The following is a 17749-nucleotide window of genomic DNA, read 5'->3' on the forward strand; positions in this document are numbered from 1 at the left end:
AGGAATTGCATGACGTTCTATTCCAATTAACTGTCAAGGAATTACTTCCCCAAAATAATCGTTTCGTCCTATCATTTTCAAAGCTTACTATCTTTCTTTTTCCAAAAAGCTGTACTCATTTTCCAAATTCAGCCTTTTCGAATCGCCTCACCCCCTTTCATTTGCCGACTCTACTTTCAAATGGCGAGAATATCTCACTGAAGTCCTTTACATTTTCATTACATGTCTTCCACAAGAACTTGATCAGGAATAATCTCCTTATCGAAACTGAATTCTGGCAATCCCTGTCTGAAAAACTTTGTCATATAAATTAGATACCCCAAGCCAATTGCCATCCAGATGCCTCCAAGAATCAATGCATCAAACTCTAAGTGAGTCCAAAGCCATAGCGTAAATCCTGCTCCAAGTAGTGGCATAAACAGATATCTCATGTAATCGGTGAAAGTAGAGCGCTTACGATTCCGAATAAAATAATGTACGATGACAGACAAATTAACTGAAGCAAACGCAATTAGCGCCCCAAAATTAATAAACTTAATGACTTGGTCGAGTGTCAGTATAATACCGAGCAATGAAATGAAACCGATTACAATAATTCCTGTTGACGGTGTTTTATAACGTGAATGGATATGCCCAAACACTTTTTTAGGCAGTACAGAATCTCGCCCCATTGCATACAGTACACGGGATGCGCTTGTAGTCGCAGCAACACCGGAAGAGAAATTCCCTAAAATTACTGCTGTCACAAATAAAGATTTGAACAAATTCCCGCCGACCATATATACAACTTCCATAGCCGCAGAATCAGTGCTTTCAAAAGAAAAGCCAGGGTGAACCAATTGTGCCAAATAGGCTGAGCCGATATAGAGGACACCCATTATCAGCAACATGACGATAATCGCTCTTGGTATTGTTTTTTCAGGATTAATTGTTTCTTCAGACAACGTAGTAAGGGAGTCGAAGCCAAGAAAACTGAAACAAAGAATGGACGCTCCTGCCAAAATTACAGACAAATCGGTGTCTGCATTGAACAAAGGTTGGATTGAGAAAAGTGTACCTGCCCCTTCACCTGCCAATAAACTTTTGATGGTCAAAATCCAAAAAATGCAAACAAAAACGACTTGAGCAATAACAAAAATCTTACCCGTAGATGCTGTGAACTTAACACCCAAGATGCTAGGTATTACAATGGTTGCAGTTAATAGGATAATCCACAGGGCGTGAGGGACCCCTGGAAAAACTGCATTTAAAAAAACAGTTGACATTAAACAAGTGACCATCGGCGTCAACATATAATCCAACATGATTGTCCAACCAATCAGAAACCCAAGTTGTGGATTAATTGATTTTTGTGTAAATGTATAAGCCGAGCCGGCGATTGGAAATGCTTTTGCCATCTTTCCATAACTAAATGCGGTAAACATGATTGCGAGAAATGCAATGATATACGCCCCCATGATGACACCTTCGGAAGTGACAGTAGCGATTCCATAAGTATTAAAGAATACCATCGGGTTATTCCATGCAATCCCTAAATATACAACTTGAGACAAAGTCAGTGTTCGCATTAATGTTTGTCGTTTTATAATAACTCCCCCATCCGCTTTCGTAATTTTAATCTTCTGAATATTCTTTTTTCTGTTGATATTGACTATAAAGGTTTGTGTAACACAAAGGTCAATAACTAGATTAATATTTTCAGTAATGAAAAACTCTCCATGAAAATACAGCAAATGCGGCAGTAAGTAGGGACTCTATCGAAGTAAAACTACATATCGGACGAAGTTATTTTGAGCTCCAAAAAATCATTTACAATGAAATACTCCCTTACGTTCACTGCTGAATAAAAAATACTCCCCTTAAATAAACAGATTTTTAATCTGTCTACATAAGAAGGAGCATCTCACTCTCGTATTAGGTTCTTTTGTTTATACAGTTTCAATTAGCTTAAAAATAATTTCATAACTAAAAAAGACTGAAAGCATCGTTAACAACATAAACACTACTTTTTCAGCTTTACTACCCGTTTTTGTAGTAAGTGGTAGACGAACTGAAATAGATACTGGGAAGAACAGCTTAACACCCTTCTTCGTACACATATCAAGGAAAATATGACTTGCCATTCCTATTAAAATACCTAGTGAAATGGATTCGTAAGGTATAAATGTATGCAGTAACATCCCAATTAAAAATAAAAAAAGCAAACTATGTGTAAAGGAACGATGTCCAAACATAGAATTGACAATTTTTGAAATGATGGGGAACTTTCTCCCGATTTTGCTTCCTCCATGGCAAATATCTGGAAGTAATGCACCGATAACGCCTGCTCCTACTAAGACAAGCGGATTATCATTTGAAATTTGTGCAAAAGCAAGGCTTGCAGTGATGCCTCCAACAATATGTGTATTCCCTTGCATTATTTACTTCCACTCCTTATATCTCTATATTTTTACCTTTCTTAATTTAACACACTCCACCACAAAAGGGAACATATATTCCGAACACACAATCCCTTTTTATTGTAGAAGAAATTCACTCTTAATTAAAAATATCAGAAACATTTCAGGTTCTTATTGTATATGTAAGAGGATTAGAGATAAAAATGAATAATATTGGAGGTTATATATGAAATCTATCAAAGGAATTTTGTTTATCATACTAACAATGTGTATTAGTGCTTTACTGTGGTATTTTGCTACACCTATAGAGCCTATCCATGCAGTCAACAGGCTTAGTCACATCATTGGAGGTGTGGCCATTACAGGCTTCTTTCTTGTCTTTTTGTTAGCTACAAGAATGAAAATTTTTGAACGTTGGTTTCACGGGCTAGAAAATGTTTATATTTATCATAAATATTTAGCAATATTATCACTAGTGTTGGTGATTATACATGGGCAATTACAAGGTCAGGTCCCTCACTGGGATAAAGTAGAAAAAACTTCATTTAGCGAATTTGCGAAAGAACTTGGATCACTTGGCCAATATGGTTTCATAGCGCTAATTTTAATAGCGCTTTTTGCTAAATTTCTAAAATATGAACATTGGCGGATCTTTCATCGATTATTGCTTATCCCATATACATTTGGAATATATCATGCCTATTTTTCCAGCAGATATGATTTATTACAACCTACACCTTTAGGAATTTTTACCGCAATAACTGCGACTATTGGATTTATGTCTGCATTATATATGTTGACGATGTATCAGGATATGTTTTTTAAATATCAAGGGAACATTACAGGTATCAAAAAATTGGGCTCCAATGTTATTGAACTAGAGCTAACACTTGATAAAAAATTACAATATCGACATGGACAATTTATTTTTATAAAGATTTTGCAAGATGGCCTAGAAAAGGCGCCGCATCCCTTTTCTATTTCAGGTGGCAATGAGAATAAAATATTTGTCACTATTAAGGCGCTTGGTGATTTCACAAAGAATGTATATGATTCAGTTCAACTGAATACACCAGTCACACTTGATGGTCCTTATGGTCATTTAAACTTCGAAAATGGGACTCAACAACAAGTTTGGATAGCTGGTGGCATAGGCATTACTCCATTTTTATCTTATTTGCATTCACAGCCAGTCGATCGTGATATCGAATTATTTTACACTTATCATGGTCAAGACAATGCTATCTATAAAGAATTTTTACAGGAATATGCAGATACTAATCAACAATTCAAAGTGAACTTTATTGACACCACCCAAAAGGACAGGTTATCATTTGAAAATTTTTCAGTATCAGCGCAAACAAGTATTTTTATGTGTGGCCCTGAAAAAATGCTAAAACATTTTGCCAAGCAATTGAAATCCTGCAATAAAGATATAAGCGTTGCCTTTGAAGCATTTAAATTTAAGTAATAATTATCAATTATGCCTCGGCATAATTGCGTCCGGGATCGGCTTTGTGCCCGCACAAAGAACTCCATTCCGATTCCGTGACATCCGCCGGAGGCTTTAGGCCAACAGATGTTTTTTGCGCGAAAGCGTAGTGCTAACGCAGCGTCAGCGGCAAGATGTTGGTCACTCAGTCGTTGCCACAGGACGTGGCGTTCTTAGACTGAGTTCCTCTATTCAGCGGATGTTTACCCGCTGAAAGAATTTAATAAAAACTCTCTAATTCGAGCAATTTACTTGGAATTCTGAAAAGTATATCGTATAGTAAAATCTCATCAACCATAAAGGAGTTTTTTTCATATGACTACAACAAAAAGTTATATAAATAAAGTAATGCATGATCGTAAATCTGTTCGTAAATATGATGCGAATTTTAAAATTCCCCAATCTGAATTAGAGAAATTACTTGTAGAAGCAACAACTGCTCCTTCATCAAGCAATTTACAACCTTGGCGCTTTTTAGTGATCCAAGATGAGACAGTAAAAAAAGAACTACGTTTGATTGCTAATAACCAGGAGCAAGTCGAAACTGCGTCTGCCATCATCGCGGTTTTAGGCGATACTGAAATGTACAATAATGTAGAGGAAGTCTATACAAAAAACTTAGAGCTTGGCTATATGGATGAAGCAACCAAAAATATGATGATTGAAAATTCATTAAAGCTTTATCCAAACCTTCCTAAAGAGATTCTAAAAAATATAGCTACATTTGATGCTGGCTTAATTTCTATGCAAATCATGCTTTTAGCAAAAGATATGGGCTATGATACGGTTACAATGGGTGGCTTCAATAAAGAGGCTTTTGCTGAGCGCTTTGAATTAACAGATAATCTAGTACCAATCGTCTTAATCGCTATCGGAAAAGCAGCAGCATCTGCTTACGGCTCATCTCGTTTAGCGCTAAATGACATTGCAAAATTCATTTAATCGAGAGATAAAGAACAATTACATTTTTGTATAATTAGCTGTGCTTGCTTTTACACGATAAAATGTTCTTTTTTGAATAAATATGATACACTAAATATACAATAAAAAAGACTGGATGCGTCAACATCCAGTCAAAGCAACAATCATGCCGCAACATAGCGGCTGACCAAGTTTAAGTTGTAGAAAAAGTCACCTTACTTAGCCGGCAGGGTGGCTATTTCTTTTTATTTTGAGAGACAATAATACTAAGCATCAGTGTAAGTACTGCAATTAGCAAAAGGCTACTCTGTACAATCAAACTGAATGCTTCAAATACTGTCATCCGCCTCACCCCCTTTCAAAAGGGAGTTCAGCCGCCACCTGCATTATGAATTGTTGCTATTATTAGTCTAACAATTTCGCGAAATATATTCTATTAGAAAATCCTCAAAGATTAAAAATTTGTACTTATTTTTTACACCTGTATCGTTAGTAAGGTGTAAGGGAATATTTCGACATCTATCTCTGCATGTGCACCTATTAAATTATAGCCTGCTTACATATCAGCTTAATACAACACTAAAGAGTCCCTCTGTACATAAAACTTAGTCTGACAATTTAGCTAACGACTCTTTCAAAATCTGTAGTTCAGGCATTGATAACGTAACACCCTTCCCCATCTTTGTATGATCCTCCGACCAATCTCTAATATCGTATTTCGGTTCACGATCATTCCAACTAATTAAATTCAATTCTTTTTTCCAGCCTTTATTGCCCTCCGATAATACCGCAATCGTTTCAATAATTTCGTATTTAATTTCTGCCATATCCATTCCTCCTTATTTTATCTGTAATAAGAACTATATCTTGAAATTATAGGATTATCAAACGTGACAACGCATTAAATAACACTTACTGAGATTGTATAGAAATTAGATCGTGAAATCTGAATAGTGAACATTTAGTTTTTACTCAGCGTTACTATGTTCTCCCTTAAAAATTGATATTTATGACCGCAGAATTATTAGTTTGAGTACAGCAATACCAAGATCATGGAACGTAAAAAAGATGACGCCTGCAATACAGACATCATCTTCTTCAAGTTGCCCAGAGCTTTTTTAAAATTTCCTTTACAAAAGGTACACTTTAATTATGGACAGCTTTTCTTTTTATTTTTCAATAGGTATAGTTTCAATTTGATCAACAATGAATTCATTCTTAGCACTATCGAATTTATATGTGATATTGAAATCAACCACATATACTGGGGATACCCCGACAGATCCTGGGATGTTTAATTTTATTCTTTGATTCTCAAACTTATAAATAACTACACCGCCGAAAGCAAGTTCATCTTGATTAAAATCTGGTGCTGGATCAAAATCATAATCAAATTTAGACTCTTTTCCTTGCGCTTTAGCTGTAATCGTTAATGTACCATCATCATTTTTAACAACATTTGATTTAATTTCATTTGCAACAATATCTTCATAACTTTGTACTTTAATCTCCGAAAAATCCTCAACATTTATAACATGAATATCATAGTTATCTAACCCTGTGCCTCGTACGGTTTGGATAATAATTACGGCTTCTTCCTTACTATCATTTGTTAGATCAGTATAGAATAACTGGGGTTTAGTTCCTGTATTAGGGATTTCCCAGTCAAAGTTTTTTTGCTTACCATTAATATCCAAAATCACATCTTTTATTTCATTCTTTGCCTCATTAAGTGCGTAGAGTTTAACTTTTTCATCATCGGAAGCCTCAATCAAATTTGTACCATTCTTTTGTTCCGACTGTGTTACCTGTTCACTAGAAGACTTTACTGTTTCTTGTGTAACTGTTTTTGAATTATCTAAACTACATCCAGATAGTGCGAAAATACTCAACAACATCAATGTACCAATTTCTTTTTTCAATTTCTACGCGCCCCACTCCTAATATTTTACAAATAGTGCTACATGCAATATAGCATGTACTCTCTTCGTCTGTAAATAAAGCCTAGGATTTACATTCAGTTATCAATTATGCCAAGGCATAATTGATCTTCAAAGTAATTATTTTTTGTCAGTTTATAATAGATACTTTTCCGATAATTCTTTTCCATGAGGGAAAAGCTTAAAACTATCAATACACAAAAAATAATTAGCAACTCAAACTCCCCTATTCTCATTATTAATTCACAAAATAAAAAACAATAATTTCCAAAACCATTATAACAATATTACCAAGTATATTTTTTGCATTTTATTTATTTCTTAATTATTCGTAACGGTGATTTTTTATAGATATACTAAACAGCTTGTTCAAGCAATGTTTAGTTGAATCCAATGCTAAAGAAATATGTTTAAAAGTCCCATTTTTTGATTCAATCAATCTTTTATCAAAATAAAATATCTAACGAAATAGCATTTCTATATCATTAACAATAAATTACGGATATTATTAACTGTAGATTTATGACTTTAGCACTGTTATTATTATGAAGAATTTTCTTGGAAAGGAGGTTTTCTTATGTACGATTCTTATTATTACGATGATTTCGATGCGGCCTTCGGTGGTATATTTCTCATTACTATCCTTTTAATTTGCCTTGTGTTAAGTATCATAAGCTATGTTATTTATTCACTTATTTATTATAAGGCATCTAAAATAAATGGTTTTAGCGATTTAGCCTATATTGCTTGGATTCCAATTATAAACGTTTATAGCTTTTTCTTATTAACGGCAAAAGGTGAGGATAATGCAACTGTTCGTGGAGCAGCGAAAAAGAATGTTCTTATTTACGTTGGATTAATACTTGTTTCATTTATTCCGTTTCTAGGTATTATTGCTTCATTAGGTCTTATTGGCTTTACTTTGTATTACACATATCGCCTCTTCTATCGTTGGACTGGTGAAACTGGGAAAGCTGTACTTTATATCATTTTATCGTTCATTACATTCGGACTATTCTATTATATTTACGGCTTAATGAAAATGAATAAACCTTTCGTTGCATAATACATATGCAAGTATAAAAACCTCTTTACACCTTCTAAAGGTTAAAGAGGTTTTTATACACATATAGAAAGATAATGAAATACCATCTTATTTTTAGAAAAAAGACGTTTATTCACATTAGAATAAACGTCTAATTTTATATAATAAGTTATATTATCAAGTCGTTTTTATGCTACTTGTGTATCAATTGTGTCCTTCTCTTTCGCAACTAAATGATTAGTTGCAAAGCTTACTACAATAGCTACTACAAAGTTAATAATAACAGCAATCATTCCTGTGCTGATGTCATTAATTACATGTGGAATGTTCGGGAAAAAATCAATTAGTTTATGTGATGTTACAGCAGCATACAGTACGATCCCTACACCGGTTAAAATCCCTACCATTGCACCGAATTTGTTAAGAATGCGATTTTTATAAAAACTAAATAGAAGTGCTGGAACAAGTTGTGTTATTAAGCTGTAAGACATAATGTTTAAGATTGCTAGAGCATCCCCTCCAGTAATCGTGAAGATGAATGCAACTAATATTATAGCGAACACAAATATTTTTGAAGCAAATAACTGTTGGCGATCTGTTGCCTTTGGTTTCACAAGCTTGTAAAATCCAGTCATTAATCCAATTGAAGCAGACATTAACATAACAGATGCGGGTACTAAAGCAGTTAATAACCCAGCAGCACCGACAACGCCTACTATCCAAGGATCAAATGTTTGAATCGTTAATCGGAGTAATGATAAATCTCCTTCAGCTCCTTGCAATCCTGGAATTTCTACAATGGCTGCAAAACCAATGAAAAATGCGAATAAGAGTAATAGAGTATATAAAGGTAAGGTAATTGCATTTTTCTTCAATGCTTTTGCACTTTTAGATGATAATAATACAGAAAAGGAGTTTGGTAATAAATAGAATCCGAACGCATTTAATATAATGGTTGAGACAAACCAAGAAATACTTAATCCAGAACTAGCGAGAGTTAAGCTTTCTGGTTTTATTTTTTCTACAGCTTCAAAGAGAGGTTGTACGCCTCCAAAATAATGGTACGGAATATAAATTCCTAAAAATACAATGACTCCTAGTATCATAATATCCTTTAATACAGCTGTCCAAGCAGAGCCATGGATACCTGAAATGGTAACATAAATTGTAATAATTATCGCACCAATAGTACTAGCCATAATTGGGCTAATCCCTCCATAGGAAGCCTCCGAAACAATAATACCTAACCCTTTTAATTGTATAACTATATATGGAATCAATGCGATTGCACCCAAAAACGATACAACTAATCCTAATATCGGACTTTTATAGTTGGATGCAAAATATTCTGGTTGAGAAATAATATGGTGATCTTTTGAATAGTTCCATATTTTTGGTGCAATCCAATAAGATAAAACATACGCTAAACAAATATATGCAGGTACATAAAAAGCAGCGGCTCCATTCGAATAAGCCCAACCACTACCACCAAGGAATGTGAAAGTAGTATAAACTTCCCCCGCAATTAGTAAGAAAATGAATAATGTACCAAAACCTTTATTACCAACAGCAAATTCATCGACATTCATTTTTTTTCCGTGTGTTGCTCGGATACCAAGGAAAAGAGCAATTAATGCAAATGCAAAGATAATCAGTAAAGCTATATTCATTATTCATCGCCCCCTTGGTTTTCAGGATCCAATTTATACACAATCGTTAACACTAATGATGATAAAATCATCCATAAGATAATCCAGAACAGGAGAAACGGTAAACCAAAAATATAAGGCTCTATTTTATTTGCAAATGGCAAACATAAGCACATTCCAATAAACGGTATCAGCAATAATAATTTTATGTTTTTCATATAAGCCTCCTTTGAAATTCTTTTTTATCTTACGAAAAAGTAGTGTAACCCTCCCTGATTCATAATGTATAAATGTCTTTTCTACGGATACGATCTTTATAAGTTGTTGCAGCCCCATTTTTACGATTTTCGTAAAGATCTTCAAGAGATAGTTCAGCTGTAATAACTGTACTTGATTTACTTGTAGTTTCTGCAATTACGCCATTTTCAGTCCAAGGTAAGTCTGCAGGACCTATAATAGCGGTGGTCCCAAATCCATTTAGAATGGGCCCTTGGATTTCGCCAATCGTAGGACAATGAACGACATACAGTTGGTTTTCAACACTTCGTGCATGTGCACAATGGCGAACTCTCCAGAAACCATATTCAGAGAACGTATAGGAAGGGCAAAAGATAATATCGGCACCTTTTTTGCTATATATATGTGCAATTTCTGGAATCTCTATTTCATAGCATATGGCAATACCGAATGTTACTGGTCCAATTTTGAAAACTTCTAATTCGTCTCCCTCTATAGTGTTCCAAGCACATTCAGCAGGGAAAATATGTGTCTTCCGATGTTTAAATACATTGCCATTTCCATCAAAGATATAAGTCGTATTGTAATTTCCTTTATTGGCGGGTTCAATTGTAGAACCCGCAATAATTATCTGTTTTCTTTTCTGTGAAAGATTATTAAAAAATTCAAGGTAGTCATCTAAAAAGAAACCTAGTTTCTCATTATCTTTTTCTGTGAATTGATTGTAATTGTTATAAGTTGTTAGTAAAGACATCGTAAATAACTCTGGTAAGAGCACATAATCACTTGTTAGTGGCACATCATTGAATGCATGTAAAATTCGGTCCTTAAAGGTAGAGAAATTATCAACTTTTTGCAATTCAAATTGACAGCTTGAAATTTTTATTGTCATAAGAGCCCCCTAGCCTCATCACTATATTTTCGTTTTAGAACGTTCGAAAAGAATATCCCCATCTAGTATTGTTAATTCGACTTGAATATCTTTTAAATCTTGTGGAAGGGTTTTCAAAATACTTCGATCAAGGACAATCATATCTGCTAATTTACCAGGTTCTAAACTACCCTTTATATCCTCATCAAAACTTGCATATGCACCGTTATAGGTATAAAGACGAATGGCTTCAAGAACATTTATTTTTTGCTTTTCACCAAATGAAGTTCCATTGGCAGTGAGTCGATTGACCGCTTCGTGAATTCCAATAAACGGATTATAGGTTGTAACTGGTGAGTCTGACCCCGCAGCAGCAATAATTCCTTGATCAATAAAGTCTCGTGCAGGATACATAAAGTCCGTACGTTCACCGTAGTTCGTTAAATAACTTTCACCAAATTCATACGGAAATGGTGGATTAGGTATTGGAATCATCTTTAATTCTTTCATTCGTTGTTGTAAATCAGGGCTTGAAATTCCAGCGTGTTCAATGCGATGTCGATGATTTTCACGAGGATTTTCTTGTAGGGCGCGTTCTACAACATTCAAATATGTTTCAATTGCTTGATCACCTTGTGCATGTACAGTAATTTGATAGCCTAATTCATGTGCTTTACCAAGTACTTCATAAATTTCGTCCTCGGTGTAGTATAAGATTCCATGATCGTCAGGGTTGCTTGTATAACCTTCACGAGTTGCAATAGTCGGACCAGTACTACTACCATCTGTAAACAATTTAGCAGGACCTACTTTAAAAAATTCATTTCCAGTTCCAGTTATTACTCCAGATTCCATCATATTTAATGTGAACTGCTTACAGTCACTTATACTAGCAATCATCGCATAGACACGAATTTTCAAGTCTCCTTTTTGGGAGGCTAATTGTAACATTCGGTAATTTTCTTTTGAAAATGTTCCAGCTTCATGAACGCTTGTAATACCAACTTTTAAGAAATGTTGCTGTGCGATTTGAATAGCTTGATAAACTTCTTCATTTGAAAAAGTTGCTATCTCATTAAACTGCATATAAGCATTTTCGATCAATCGTCCAGTTAATTGACCTTTTGCATCTCTTTCAATTAAACCTCCTTGAGGGTCAGGTGTTGTTTCGTTAATACCTGATAGGCGTAAAGCAACTGAATTTACAATTCCAATGTGACCGCAAATACGGGTAATGGCAATCGGGTGGTCTATTGAAATGTTGTCCAATTCTTCAAGAGTAGGATACCGTTCTTCCTTAACAGTTCGTTCATTGAACCCCCAAGCGCGAATCCACTGACCCTTTGGTGTAGTAGCAGCTTTGTCTTTTAAAGCAGTCAAAATTGCATCTACGGAGTCCAATCCAGGCTCTTTACAGCTAATACTGAGTTGAAAAGTACCATACATGACCAGATGTAAGTGAGCATCAATAATTCCAGGTAGAATTGACTTTCCTTCCAAGTCAATTACTTGTGTAGAGTCACCAATTAAATTTTTAATCTCCTCATTCGAACCAACTGCTACTATTTTGTTATCAGAAATCGCTAGTGCCTCTCGGATAGAATCTTGTCCATCTACAGTAATAACTTCACCATTTAAAAAAACAATGTTCGCTTTCATATAAATCCTCCCTGTTATATAAATTGAATATTCAGAAAACAAAGATTGTGTTACTCTATTCATTTATTTTACTAAAAATAGATTGTCTTATATTTTTACAAAAGGTAATTATTTTTACTTTTTTTTAGACAAAAGGTTAAAAGGGTTATTTCTACGTAACTATAAAAATTCAAAAAAAGGCTTTATTATGTGCATGCTAATATTAATTTTGAAATAAACAATTCTATGCTGTCCCTTACTAACCCTCAATTTTTCTATTTGTATAATCAATAAACAATAATCAAACGTCCAAGTCAGATTTCGCAAAATTAAGATCAAATAAATCCATCGCACACGTATTTCGTAATGTTAGATATCATAGGATGTACAAAATAAATACTTCAAATAATTTATAAACTAATTCATCTTTTTCGTTTGTAATTAATTTTAAAGTAATTTATTCACCACTTAAATTATAAGATCAATAATATGTAATTAGTAGAAGTAATACCCTTAGAGAAAAATTAAAAATCTAAAACAGAAAAATTTGTATAAAATGATTCTTCACCACTAGATTCCCAATAGTACCATATTCATTTTTACAATTCGATCAATCTTACATCAAAAAATATCAAAAAAATATCATTAAAATAATACAAATATTCCATAAAAATAGTATATATGTACGATTATCTAACATTCCCTGTATTTACCATTATAGATTTAACACTTTAGTACTGTTATTATAATGAAGTATTTTTTTAGAAAGGAGGTTTTCAAATGTACGATTCTAATTATTTTAATGATACCGATGCATTCTTCGCTGGTTTTTTCCTTATCATTATGTTGGTTTTTCTTGTGATGGGTATTGCAGGTTATGTTATTAGTTCACTTATTTATTATCAGGCATCTAAAGCAAATGGCTTTGGTGATCTTGCCTATGTTGCTTGGATTCCTATTATTAACGTTTATAGCCTTTTCTTATTAACAGCAAAGGGTGATGATGATGTAACAGTTCGTGCCGAAGCGAAAAAGAATGTTTTAATTTATGCTGGATTATTACTTGTTTCATTCATCATTCCATTTATAGGTATACTCGCTTCCATAGGTCTTTGTTTTTATGTTATGTACTTCACATATCGCCTCTTTTATCGTTGGTCTGGTGAGCCTGGAAGAGCTGTACTTTATATTATTTTATCGTTCATTACATTCGGACTATTCTATTTTATCTACGGCTTAATGAAAATGAATAAACCTTTTGTTGCATAATTACATATGCAAAATGGAAAACCTCTTTACACCTTTAAAAGGGTAAAGAGGTTTTCAACTTATTCACGTAATTTTACACTATAATGTCCCATCAACATAGGAATACCTTTTAAAGCAAGTACCCCTCTATAGAAAAAAATCTTATTCTAGAAGACACTAGGAACCTCGTCCATTAAAGGTAAGAATTCTGCAATCACTGTTCCCGTCTTTATAAAATCCTTTGCTATTTGCTCATTTGTAGCCTTTCTATCGTCTCTATAATAAGTGAATCAAAATAATTTTTCTGATACCCCTTTTATCAAAAGACACTTGCTGAAAAAAGTTGAAAAATCGGGAACTATTCATAGTATTTTCCACTCTCTTACAATACTTAACTTATCATGTTTTGAAAAAGAAGTTAGTTAACAGAAAATATATGCTATATTATAGTTAGAAAATTTTGAATTTCCAACTTTTAATTATAAAGGGGTTTGATGATTGTGTATGAAAATATTTTAAGACATCCAGGACCTACGCCAATTCCGAAAAAGGTTCAGCTTGCGATGAGTCGCGATATTATTAGTCATCGAAGCAATGAATTTGTAGCGCTTTACCGTGAAACAATTGAATTAGTAAAACCTGTTTTCGGGACAAAGCAGGATATTTTACTCCTTCCATCAGGTGGTACTGCAGCTTTAGAGGCCGCGGCGGTTAACACTGTTTCTGCTGGCGAAAATGTAGTTGTGATCACTGTTGGAGCGTTCGGAGACTATTTCGTTTCAATTTGTGAAAAATACGGTTTTCATGTGCATAAGCTTGAAAAAGAATGGGGACAAGCTTGCACAGCTAAGGAGCTGCGAGAATTCTTGCAGCCATTGAAAGATATTAAAGCTGTTTTTGTCACATACAATGAAACTTCGACTGGTATTTTAAACCCAATTGCAGAATTAGCACAAGTTGTACGTGAAGAAACCGATGCATTATGTATTGTCGATGGTGTAAGTTGCATAGGTGGCGCTCCTGCTGAAATGGATGCCTGGGGAATCGATATTCTTGTTACTGGGTCTCAAAAAGCGATGATGCTTCCTCCAGGACTTTCTCTTGTCAGCGTTAGTGATAGAGCTTGGAACGTTATTGAAGAAAATAATACACCGTCCTATTATTTAAACTTATTAAGCTATCGTAGCTGGGCAGAAAAAGGGATGACGCCAAACACGCCTACTGTCACACTTATATATGGACTTCACGAAGTATGTAAACTTATAGAGGAAGAAGGAGGCTTTGAACATACTGTTGCCCGCCATGAACTAATGAAAAACATGGTTCGTCATGCAATGAATGCCCTTAATATCGAACTTCTCACTACGGATGAGCATGCATCTCCGACCATTACCGCGATTATGGCACCAAAAGGGATTGCACTTGGCGACTTCTTGTCGCATTTAAAGCAACAGTATCATTTAGATTTCGCTGGAGGACTCGGTCATTTGCAAGGAAAAATCTTCAGATTCGGCCATATGGGCTATTGCTTCCCAAGTGATATTTTACAGGCTGTTTCTTTAATGGAAGCAGCACTTCAAGATTTTGAATATGACTTTGAGCCAGGTGCAGGTATACGGGCAGCACAGGAAGTATTTTTAACCGCCCAGCGAAAACAATGCCATGATAAAGTGAAACTTTAATCAGTGTGGTCTTCTGCATCCACCTGTTGCCTTCACCAATGGGGCTTATACGGGTAGTTATTCTCTATTTTACCGCTTGCTAATGTGGTTAAAAATTTAAACCTCCAAATCTATGTATGGATTTGGAGGTTTGTTTATTTATTTAAGTTAATTAATAGTCTACAAAATTTATTTAAGTAATGTGAGAGTTGTTGCGATTGCAATGGGAGGCGGAAATGGCACTAGAAGTACTCCATTTCTTTAAGTTATCATTATTTAACAGGAGGAATTTATACAAATCCTCCCCTTTCCTCCTTGCGTGAAGAAATTTTAGCAGAGTTGAATAGTTGCCAAGCCAATACACTTAAAACGAGGACTTAGGAAATCTGAAGTAAAATTGCAATTTAGGCCAATACTTCACGGCATGATCGACTGAATAATCTTTTACCGCCAGAATTATGAATATAAGTGCATTTTCAAAAGCTAAAAGTGTTATACTAGTAAGCACGTTATAAATTGAGGAGTTAGACAGTATGAAATATTTTAAACCACAAATGCAGCAACTTGTAAAAGAAAACCGTGAATTACATGATCGCCTAAAGGAATTAATGTCAGAAATGGATTTGCAAAAAAATTATGCTTTAAAAGCTCTATATCACGCTGAAGTAGCGGACGGTGGACGCTATCAGGAAGATTATCAAGCGTTGGACTATTTATATAAATAACTCTAAATGAGTAAAAGTAATAAACGCAAGAATGTTGATTTATAGCATTCTTGCGTTTTCTCATTAACTAACTACCTTAATCAATAATTCTTCCTACTTGCACTGCCTTTGCCATGTATTCCTCACGCATTTCCACCGGCACCATACTTCCACCTGTTGCCCATACAAGATGGGTAGCTTGCTCCATCTTATCAACTAAATCATGCTTTTCTAAATAACTTTGTCCATTTTTCATTAACTGAATTGGTCCGAACATCCCTGCATGCGCTGATGGCTCTAAAAATAGACCTTCCGAGTCCATCGCTAAACCGAGCGACGTAAATAATTCCTCATCTTTCACTGTATAACAGCCACTCACATAAGTTTCCATCACTTTACCAACAAATTTTGACGCGCGACCAACTGCAAGGCCATCTGCTTCTGTTTTATTAGTAAGACCAATATCTTCTACACTGATTTCATCATGTAAACCTGTCATCAAGCCTATTGTCATACAAGGAGATGCTACTGGCTCTGCGAAGAAAATATGGGCATGCTCTCCAAAAATTTCACGTATGCCGTACGCAACTCCCCCCGGTCCTCCACCTACACCACACGGTAAATATACGAACAATGGATGGGCCTCATCCACAGTAATATTCGTCTTTTCAAACTGTGCTTTTAAACGCCTCGCCGCCACAGCATAGCCAGCAAATAAGTCCTTCGAATTTTCATCATCAATGAAATGACACATAGGATCTTGTTCAGCCTCTCGACGACCTTGTTCTACAGCAATGCTATAATCAGCTTCATATTCAATAACTGTCGCACCCTTTTCACGTAACAATGCTTTTTTCCACTCTTTTGCGTCACTCGACATATGTACAACGACATTAAAGCCGAGTTTTTTGCCCATAATGCCGATACTCAATCCTAAATTACCTGTAGAACCTACGGCAATTGTGTATTGCTGGAAGAACGTTTGAAAGTCCTTCGTTGCCAACACTTCATAACTATCCTCTATAGTTAGCTTGCCACTAGCGATCGCAAGCCGTTCTGCATGCCTTAATACTTCAAAAATACCACCACGGGCTTTGATAGATCCAGAAATCGGCAAGGCATGATCGCATTTTAAGATAATTTGACCAGGTATTAAAACATCATATTCCTTTTCAAGAGCTTTCTTCATTAAAGGTATATCTTGCAAAGATGATTCAATAAGTCCCTTTTTTTCCACAAGCTCTGGAAACGCTACAATTAAATAAGAAGAAAAACGTTTAAGTGTTTCTTCTGCCTCCTCAACTTCCTCCATTGAAAAAAGATTTGTTTGCGCCTTTTTTTCTCGATTTGTATTTTCCCAAAGTACAGTATCATAATTTGCTATTTCATTTAGTCTCGGAAATTGATTTAATAGTTCGTGTTTAAGTTCATTTTTCACCTTTAGATTCCTCCGTTTTTTGAGCTAAAATCGCTCGTTCACAAATTTGTCGAAATTTCAATTCGAACGAAATATTGTTTTCTTGCGTTCGTTTTTTAGGTCCTCTCGTACGTCCACCAGCACGTCTAATTTTTTGTCCCACATGGCGCATATCGAGCAAACGTTCGATATTTTCATTGGACATCTCTCGCCCATTTTGATCGATTGGATAACCTCCTCTTGCCAAAACCATAGCCGCTAAACCGTAATCCTGTGTAATGACAATATCATGCTTTGAAAGCGCATTCACTAGCGTAAAGTCAACCGAATCTGGACCCTTAGGAACAATAATTGTTATTACATTATCACGTTCAACACGGTGGGATGTATCGCAAAACAAGATTGTTTCAATCTCAAACTCAGATGATATAGATAGCGCTAAATCCACGACTGGACAGGCATCAGCATCAATTAAAACCTTCACAATAAAGCATCATTCCTTTCTCATAATTAGATAGATCACTTAT

17 protein-coding genes are annotated in these 17749 nt (G+C 34.9%); 6 read left to right on the plus strand and 11 right to left on the minus strand.

The window, feature by feature from the left end; all coding sequences use genetic code 11:
* Positions 1-218: 218 nt before the first annotated feature.
* Positions 219-1553 carry an APC family permease gene (locus JNUCC51_RS03610; protein ID WP_337990876.1) on the minus strand — a complete coding sequence of 445 codons (1335 nt, stop codon included), beginning with the start codon at positions 1551-1553 and terminating at the stop codon, positions 219-221.
* 375 nt (positions 1554-1928) lie between these two features.
* Positions 1929-2417 carry a metal-dependent hydrolase gene (locus tag JNUCC51_RS03615; RefSeq protein WP_337990877.1) on the minus strand — a complete coding sequence of 163 codons (489 nt, stop codon included), beginning with the start codon at positions 2415-2417 and terminating at the stop codon, positions 1929-1931.
* A 208-nt stretch (positions 2418-2625) separates the two neighbouring features.
* Between JNUCC51_RS03615 and JNUCC51_RS03620 the strand changes: the two genes are divergently transcribed.
* Positions 2626-3870 carry a ferredoxin reductase family protein gene (locus tag JNUCC51_RS03620; protein ID WP_337990878.1) on the plus strand — a complete coding sequence of 415 codons (1245 nt, stop codon included), beginning with the start codon at positions 2626-2628 and terminating at the stop codon, positions 3868-3870.
* Between the two features lie 336 nt (positions 3871-4206).
* On the plus strand, positions 4207-4833 hold the full coding sequence (locus tag JNUCC51_RS03625) for a nitroreductase family protein (RefSeq protein ID WP_337990879.1): 627 nt from the start codon (positions 4207-4209) through the stop codon (positions 4831-4833).
* A gap of 214 nt (positions 4834-5047) precedes the next feature.
* On the opposite strand, the gene JNUCC51_RS03630 is transcribed toward JNUCC51_RS03625, so the two are convergent.
* The 3 genes from JNUCC51_RS03630 to JNUCC51_RS03640 form a co-directional block, all read right to left on the minus strand.
* A complete protein-coding gene (locus JNUCC51_RS03630; protein WP_240518187.1) occupies positions 5048-5155 on the minus strand; it encodes a putative holin-like toxin in 108 nt (35 codons plus the stop codon).
* Between the two features lie 262 nt (positions 5156-5417).
* A complete protein-coding gene (locus JNUCC51_RS03635) occupies positions 5418-5639 on the minus strand; it encodes a YdbC family protein (protein ID WP_134019211.1) in 222 nt (73 codons plus the stop codon).
* A 342-nt stretch (positions 5640-5981) separates the two neighbouring features.
* Entirely contained in the window at positions 5982-6734 is a 753-nt protein-coding gene (locus JNUCC51_RS03640; protein WP_337990880.1) for a hypothetical protein, read from the minus strand.
* Positions 6735-7329: 595 nt separating this feature from the next.
* Here JNUCC51_RS03640 and JNUCC51_RS03645 point away from each other — a divergent pair.
* Positions 7330-7818, plus strand: coding sequence for a hypothetical protein (locus JNUCC51_RS03645; RefSeq protein ID WP_337990881.1), 489 nt, complete (start codon positions 7330-7332; stop codon positions 7816-7818).
* Between the two features lie 167 nt (positions 7819-7985).
* On the opposite strand, the gene JNUCC51_RS03650 is transcribed toward JNUCC51_RS03645, so the two are convergent.
* From JNUCC51_RS03650 to JNUCC51_RS03665, 4 genes are read right to left on the minus strand one after another with little or no spacing between them, the layout of a single operon-like run.
* Complete coding sequence (locus JNUCC51_RS03650) at positions 7986-9467, minus strand: sodium:solute symporter family protein (protein ID WP_337990882.1); 1482 nt, start codon at positions 9465-9467, stop codon at positions 7986-7988.
* Entirely contained in the window at positions 9467-9664 is a 198-nt protein-coding gene (locus JNUCC51_RS03655) for a DUF3311 domain-containing protein (RefSeq protein ID WP_049666508.1), read from the minus strand. The genes JNUCC51_RS03650 and JNUCC51_RS03655 overlap by 1 nt, the downstream gene beginning before the upstream one ends.
* Positions 9665-9723: 59 nt before the next feature.
* The gene (locus tag JNUCC51_RS03660; RefSeq protein ID WP_337990883.1) at positions 9724-10575 is read right to left on the minus strand and encodes a nitrilase-related carbon-nitrogen hydrolase; all 852 of its coding nucleotides are present in this window, start codon (positions 10573-10575) and stop codon (positions 9724-9726) included.
* Between the two features lie 21 nt (positions 10576-10596).
* Positions 10597-12213, minus strand: coding sequence for an amidohydrolase (locus tag JNUCC51_RS03665; protein ID WP_337990884.1), 1617 nt, complete (start codon positions 12211-12213; stop codon positions 10597-10599).
* 759 nt (positions 12214-12972) lie between these two features.
* Here JNUCC51_RS03665 and JNUCC51_RS03670 point away from each other — a divergent pair.
* From JNUCC51_RS03670 to JNUCC51_RS03680, 3 genes are all read left to right on the plus strand, one after another.
* On the plus strand, positions 12973-13461 hold the full coding sequence (locus JNUCC51_RS03670; RefSeq protein WP_337990885.1) for a hypothetical protein: 489 nt from the start codon (positions 12973-12975) through the stop codon (positions 13459-13461).
* A gap of 479 nt (positions 13462-13940) precedes the next feature.
* A complete protein-coding gene (locus JNUCC51_RS03675; RefSeq protein ID WP_337990886.1) occupies positions 13941-15122 on the plus strand; it encodes a pyridoxal-phosphate-dependent aminotransferase family protein in 1182 nt (393 codons plus the stop codon).
* Between the two features lie 512 nt (positions 15123-15634).
* The gene (locus tag JNUCC51_RS03680) at positions 15635-15826 is read left to right on the plus strand and encodes a hypothetical protein (protein ID WP_337990887.1); all 192 of its coding nucleotides are present in this window, start codon (positions 15635-15637) and stop codon (positions 15824-15826) included.
* Between the two features lie 76 nt (positions 15827-15902).
* On the opposite strand, the gene dsdA is transcribed toward JNUCC51_RS03680, so the two are convergent.
* On the minus strand, positions 15903-17243 hold the full coding sequence (dsdA, locus tag JNUCC51_RS03685; RefSeq protein ID WP_337990888.1) for a D-serine ammonia-lyase: 1341 nt from the start codon (positions 17241-17243) through the stop codon (positions 15903-15905).
* Entirely contained in the window at positions 17233-17706 is a 474-nt protein-coding gene (locus JNUCC51_RS03690) for a YaiI/YqxD family protein (RefSeq protein ID WP_049666526.1), read from the minus strand. Before JNUCC51_RS03690 ends, dsdA begins: the two co-directional genes overlap by 11 nt.
* Positions 17707-17749: the final 43 nt, after the last annotated feature.

Source organism: Lysinibacillus sp. JNUCC 51 (assembly GCF_015999525.1).
GTDB classification, from domain to species: Bacteria; Bacillota; Bacilli; order Bacillales_A; family Planococcaceae; genus Lysinibacillus; species Lysinibacillus xylanilyticus.

What these genes read in the sequence shown, in the direction of transcription:
- JNUCC51_RS03615 (WP_337990877.1), bottom strand. Translation starts at nt 2,417, where the DNA reads ATGCAAGGGAATACACATATTGTTGGAGGCATCACTGCAAGCCTTGCT.
- JNUCC51_RS03620 (WP_337990878.1), top strand. Translation starts at nt 2,626, where the DNA reads ATGAAATCTATCAAAGGAATTTTGTTTATCATACTAACAATGTGTATT.
- JNUCC51_RS03625 (WP_337990879.1), top strand. Translation starts at nt 4,207, where the DNA reads ATGACTACAACAAAAAGTTATATAAATAAAGTAATGCATGATCGTAAA.
- JNUCC51_RS03630 (WP_240518187.1), bottom strand. Translation starts at nt 5,155, where the DNA reads ATGACAGTATTTGAAGCATTCAGTTTGATTGTACAGAGTAGCCTTTTG.
- JNUCC51_RS03635 (WP_134019211.1), bottom strand. Translation starts at nt 5,639, where the DNA reads ATGGCAGAAATTAAATACGAAATTATTGAAACGATTGCGGTATTATCG.
- JNUCC51_RS03645 (WP_337990881.1), top strand. Translation starts at nt 7,330, where the DNA reads ATGTACGATTCTTATTATTACGATGATTTCGATGCGGCCTTCGGTGGT.
- JNUCC51_RS03650 (WP_337990882.1), bottom strand. Translation starts at nt 9,467, where the DNA reads ATGAATATAGCTTTACTGATTATCTTTGCATTTGCATTAATTGCTCTT.
- JNUCC51_RS03655 (WP_049666508.1), bottom strand. Translation starts at nt 9,664, where the DNA reads ATGAAAAACATAAAATTATTATTGCTGATACCGTTTATTGGAATGTGC.
- JNUCC51_RS03660 (WP_337990883.1), bottom strand. Translation starts at nt 10,575, where the DNA reads ATGACAATAAAAATTTCAAGCTGTCAATTTGAATTGCAAAAAGTTGAT.
- JNUCC51_RS03665 (WP_337990884.1), bottom strand. Translation starts at nt 12,213, where the DNA reads ATGAAAGCGAACATTGTTTTTTTAAATGGTGAAGTTATTACTGTAGAT.
- JNUCC51_RS03670 (WP_337990885.1), top strand. Translation starts at nt 12,973, where the DNA reads ATGTACGATTCTAATTATTTTAATGATACCGATGCATTCTTCGCTGGT.
- JNUCC51_RS03680 (WP_337990887.1), top strand. Translation starts at nt 15,635, where the DNA reads ATGAAATATTTTAAACCACAAATGCAGCAACTTGTAAAAGAAAACCGT.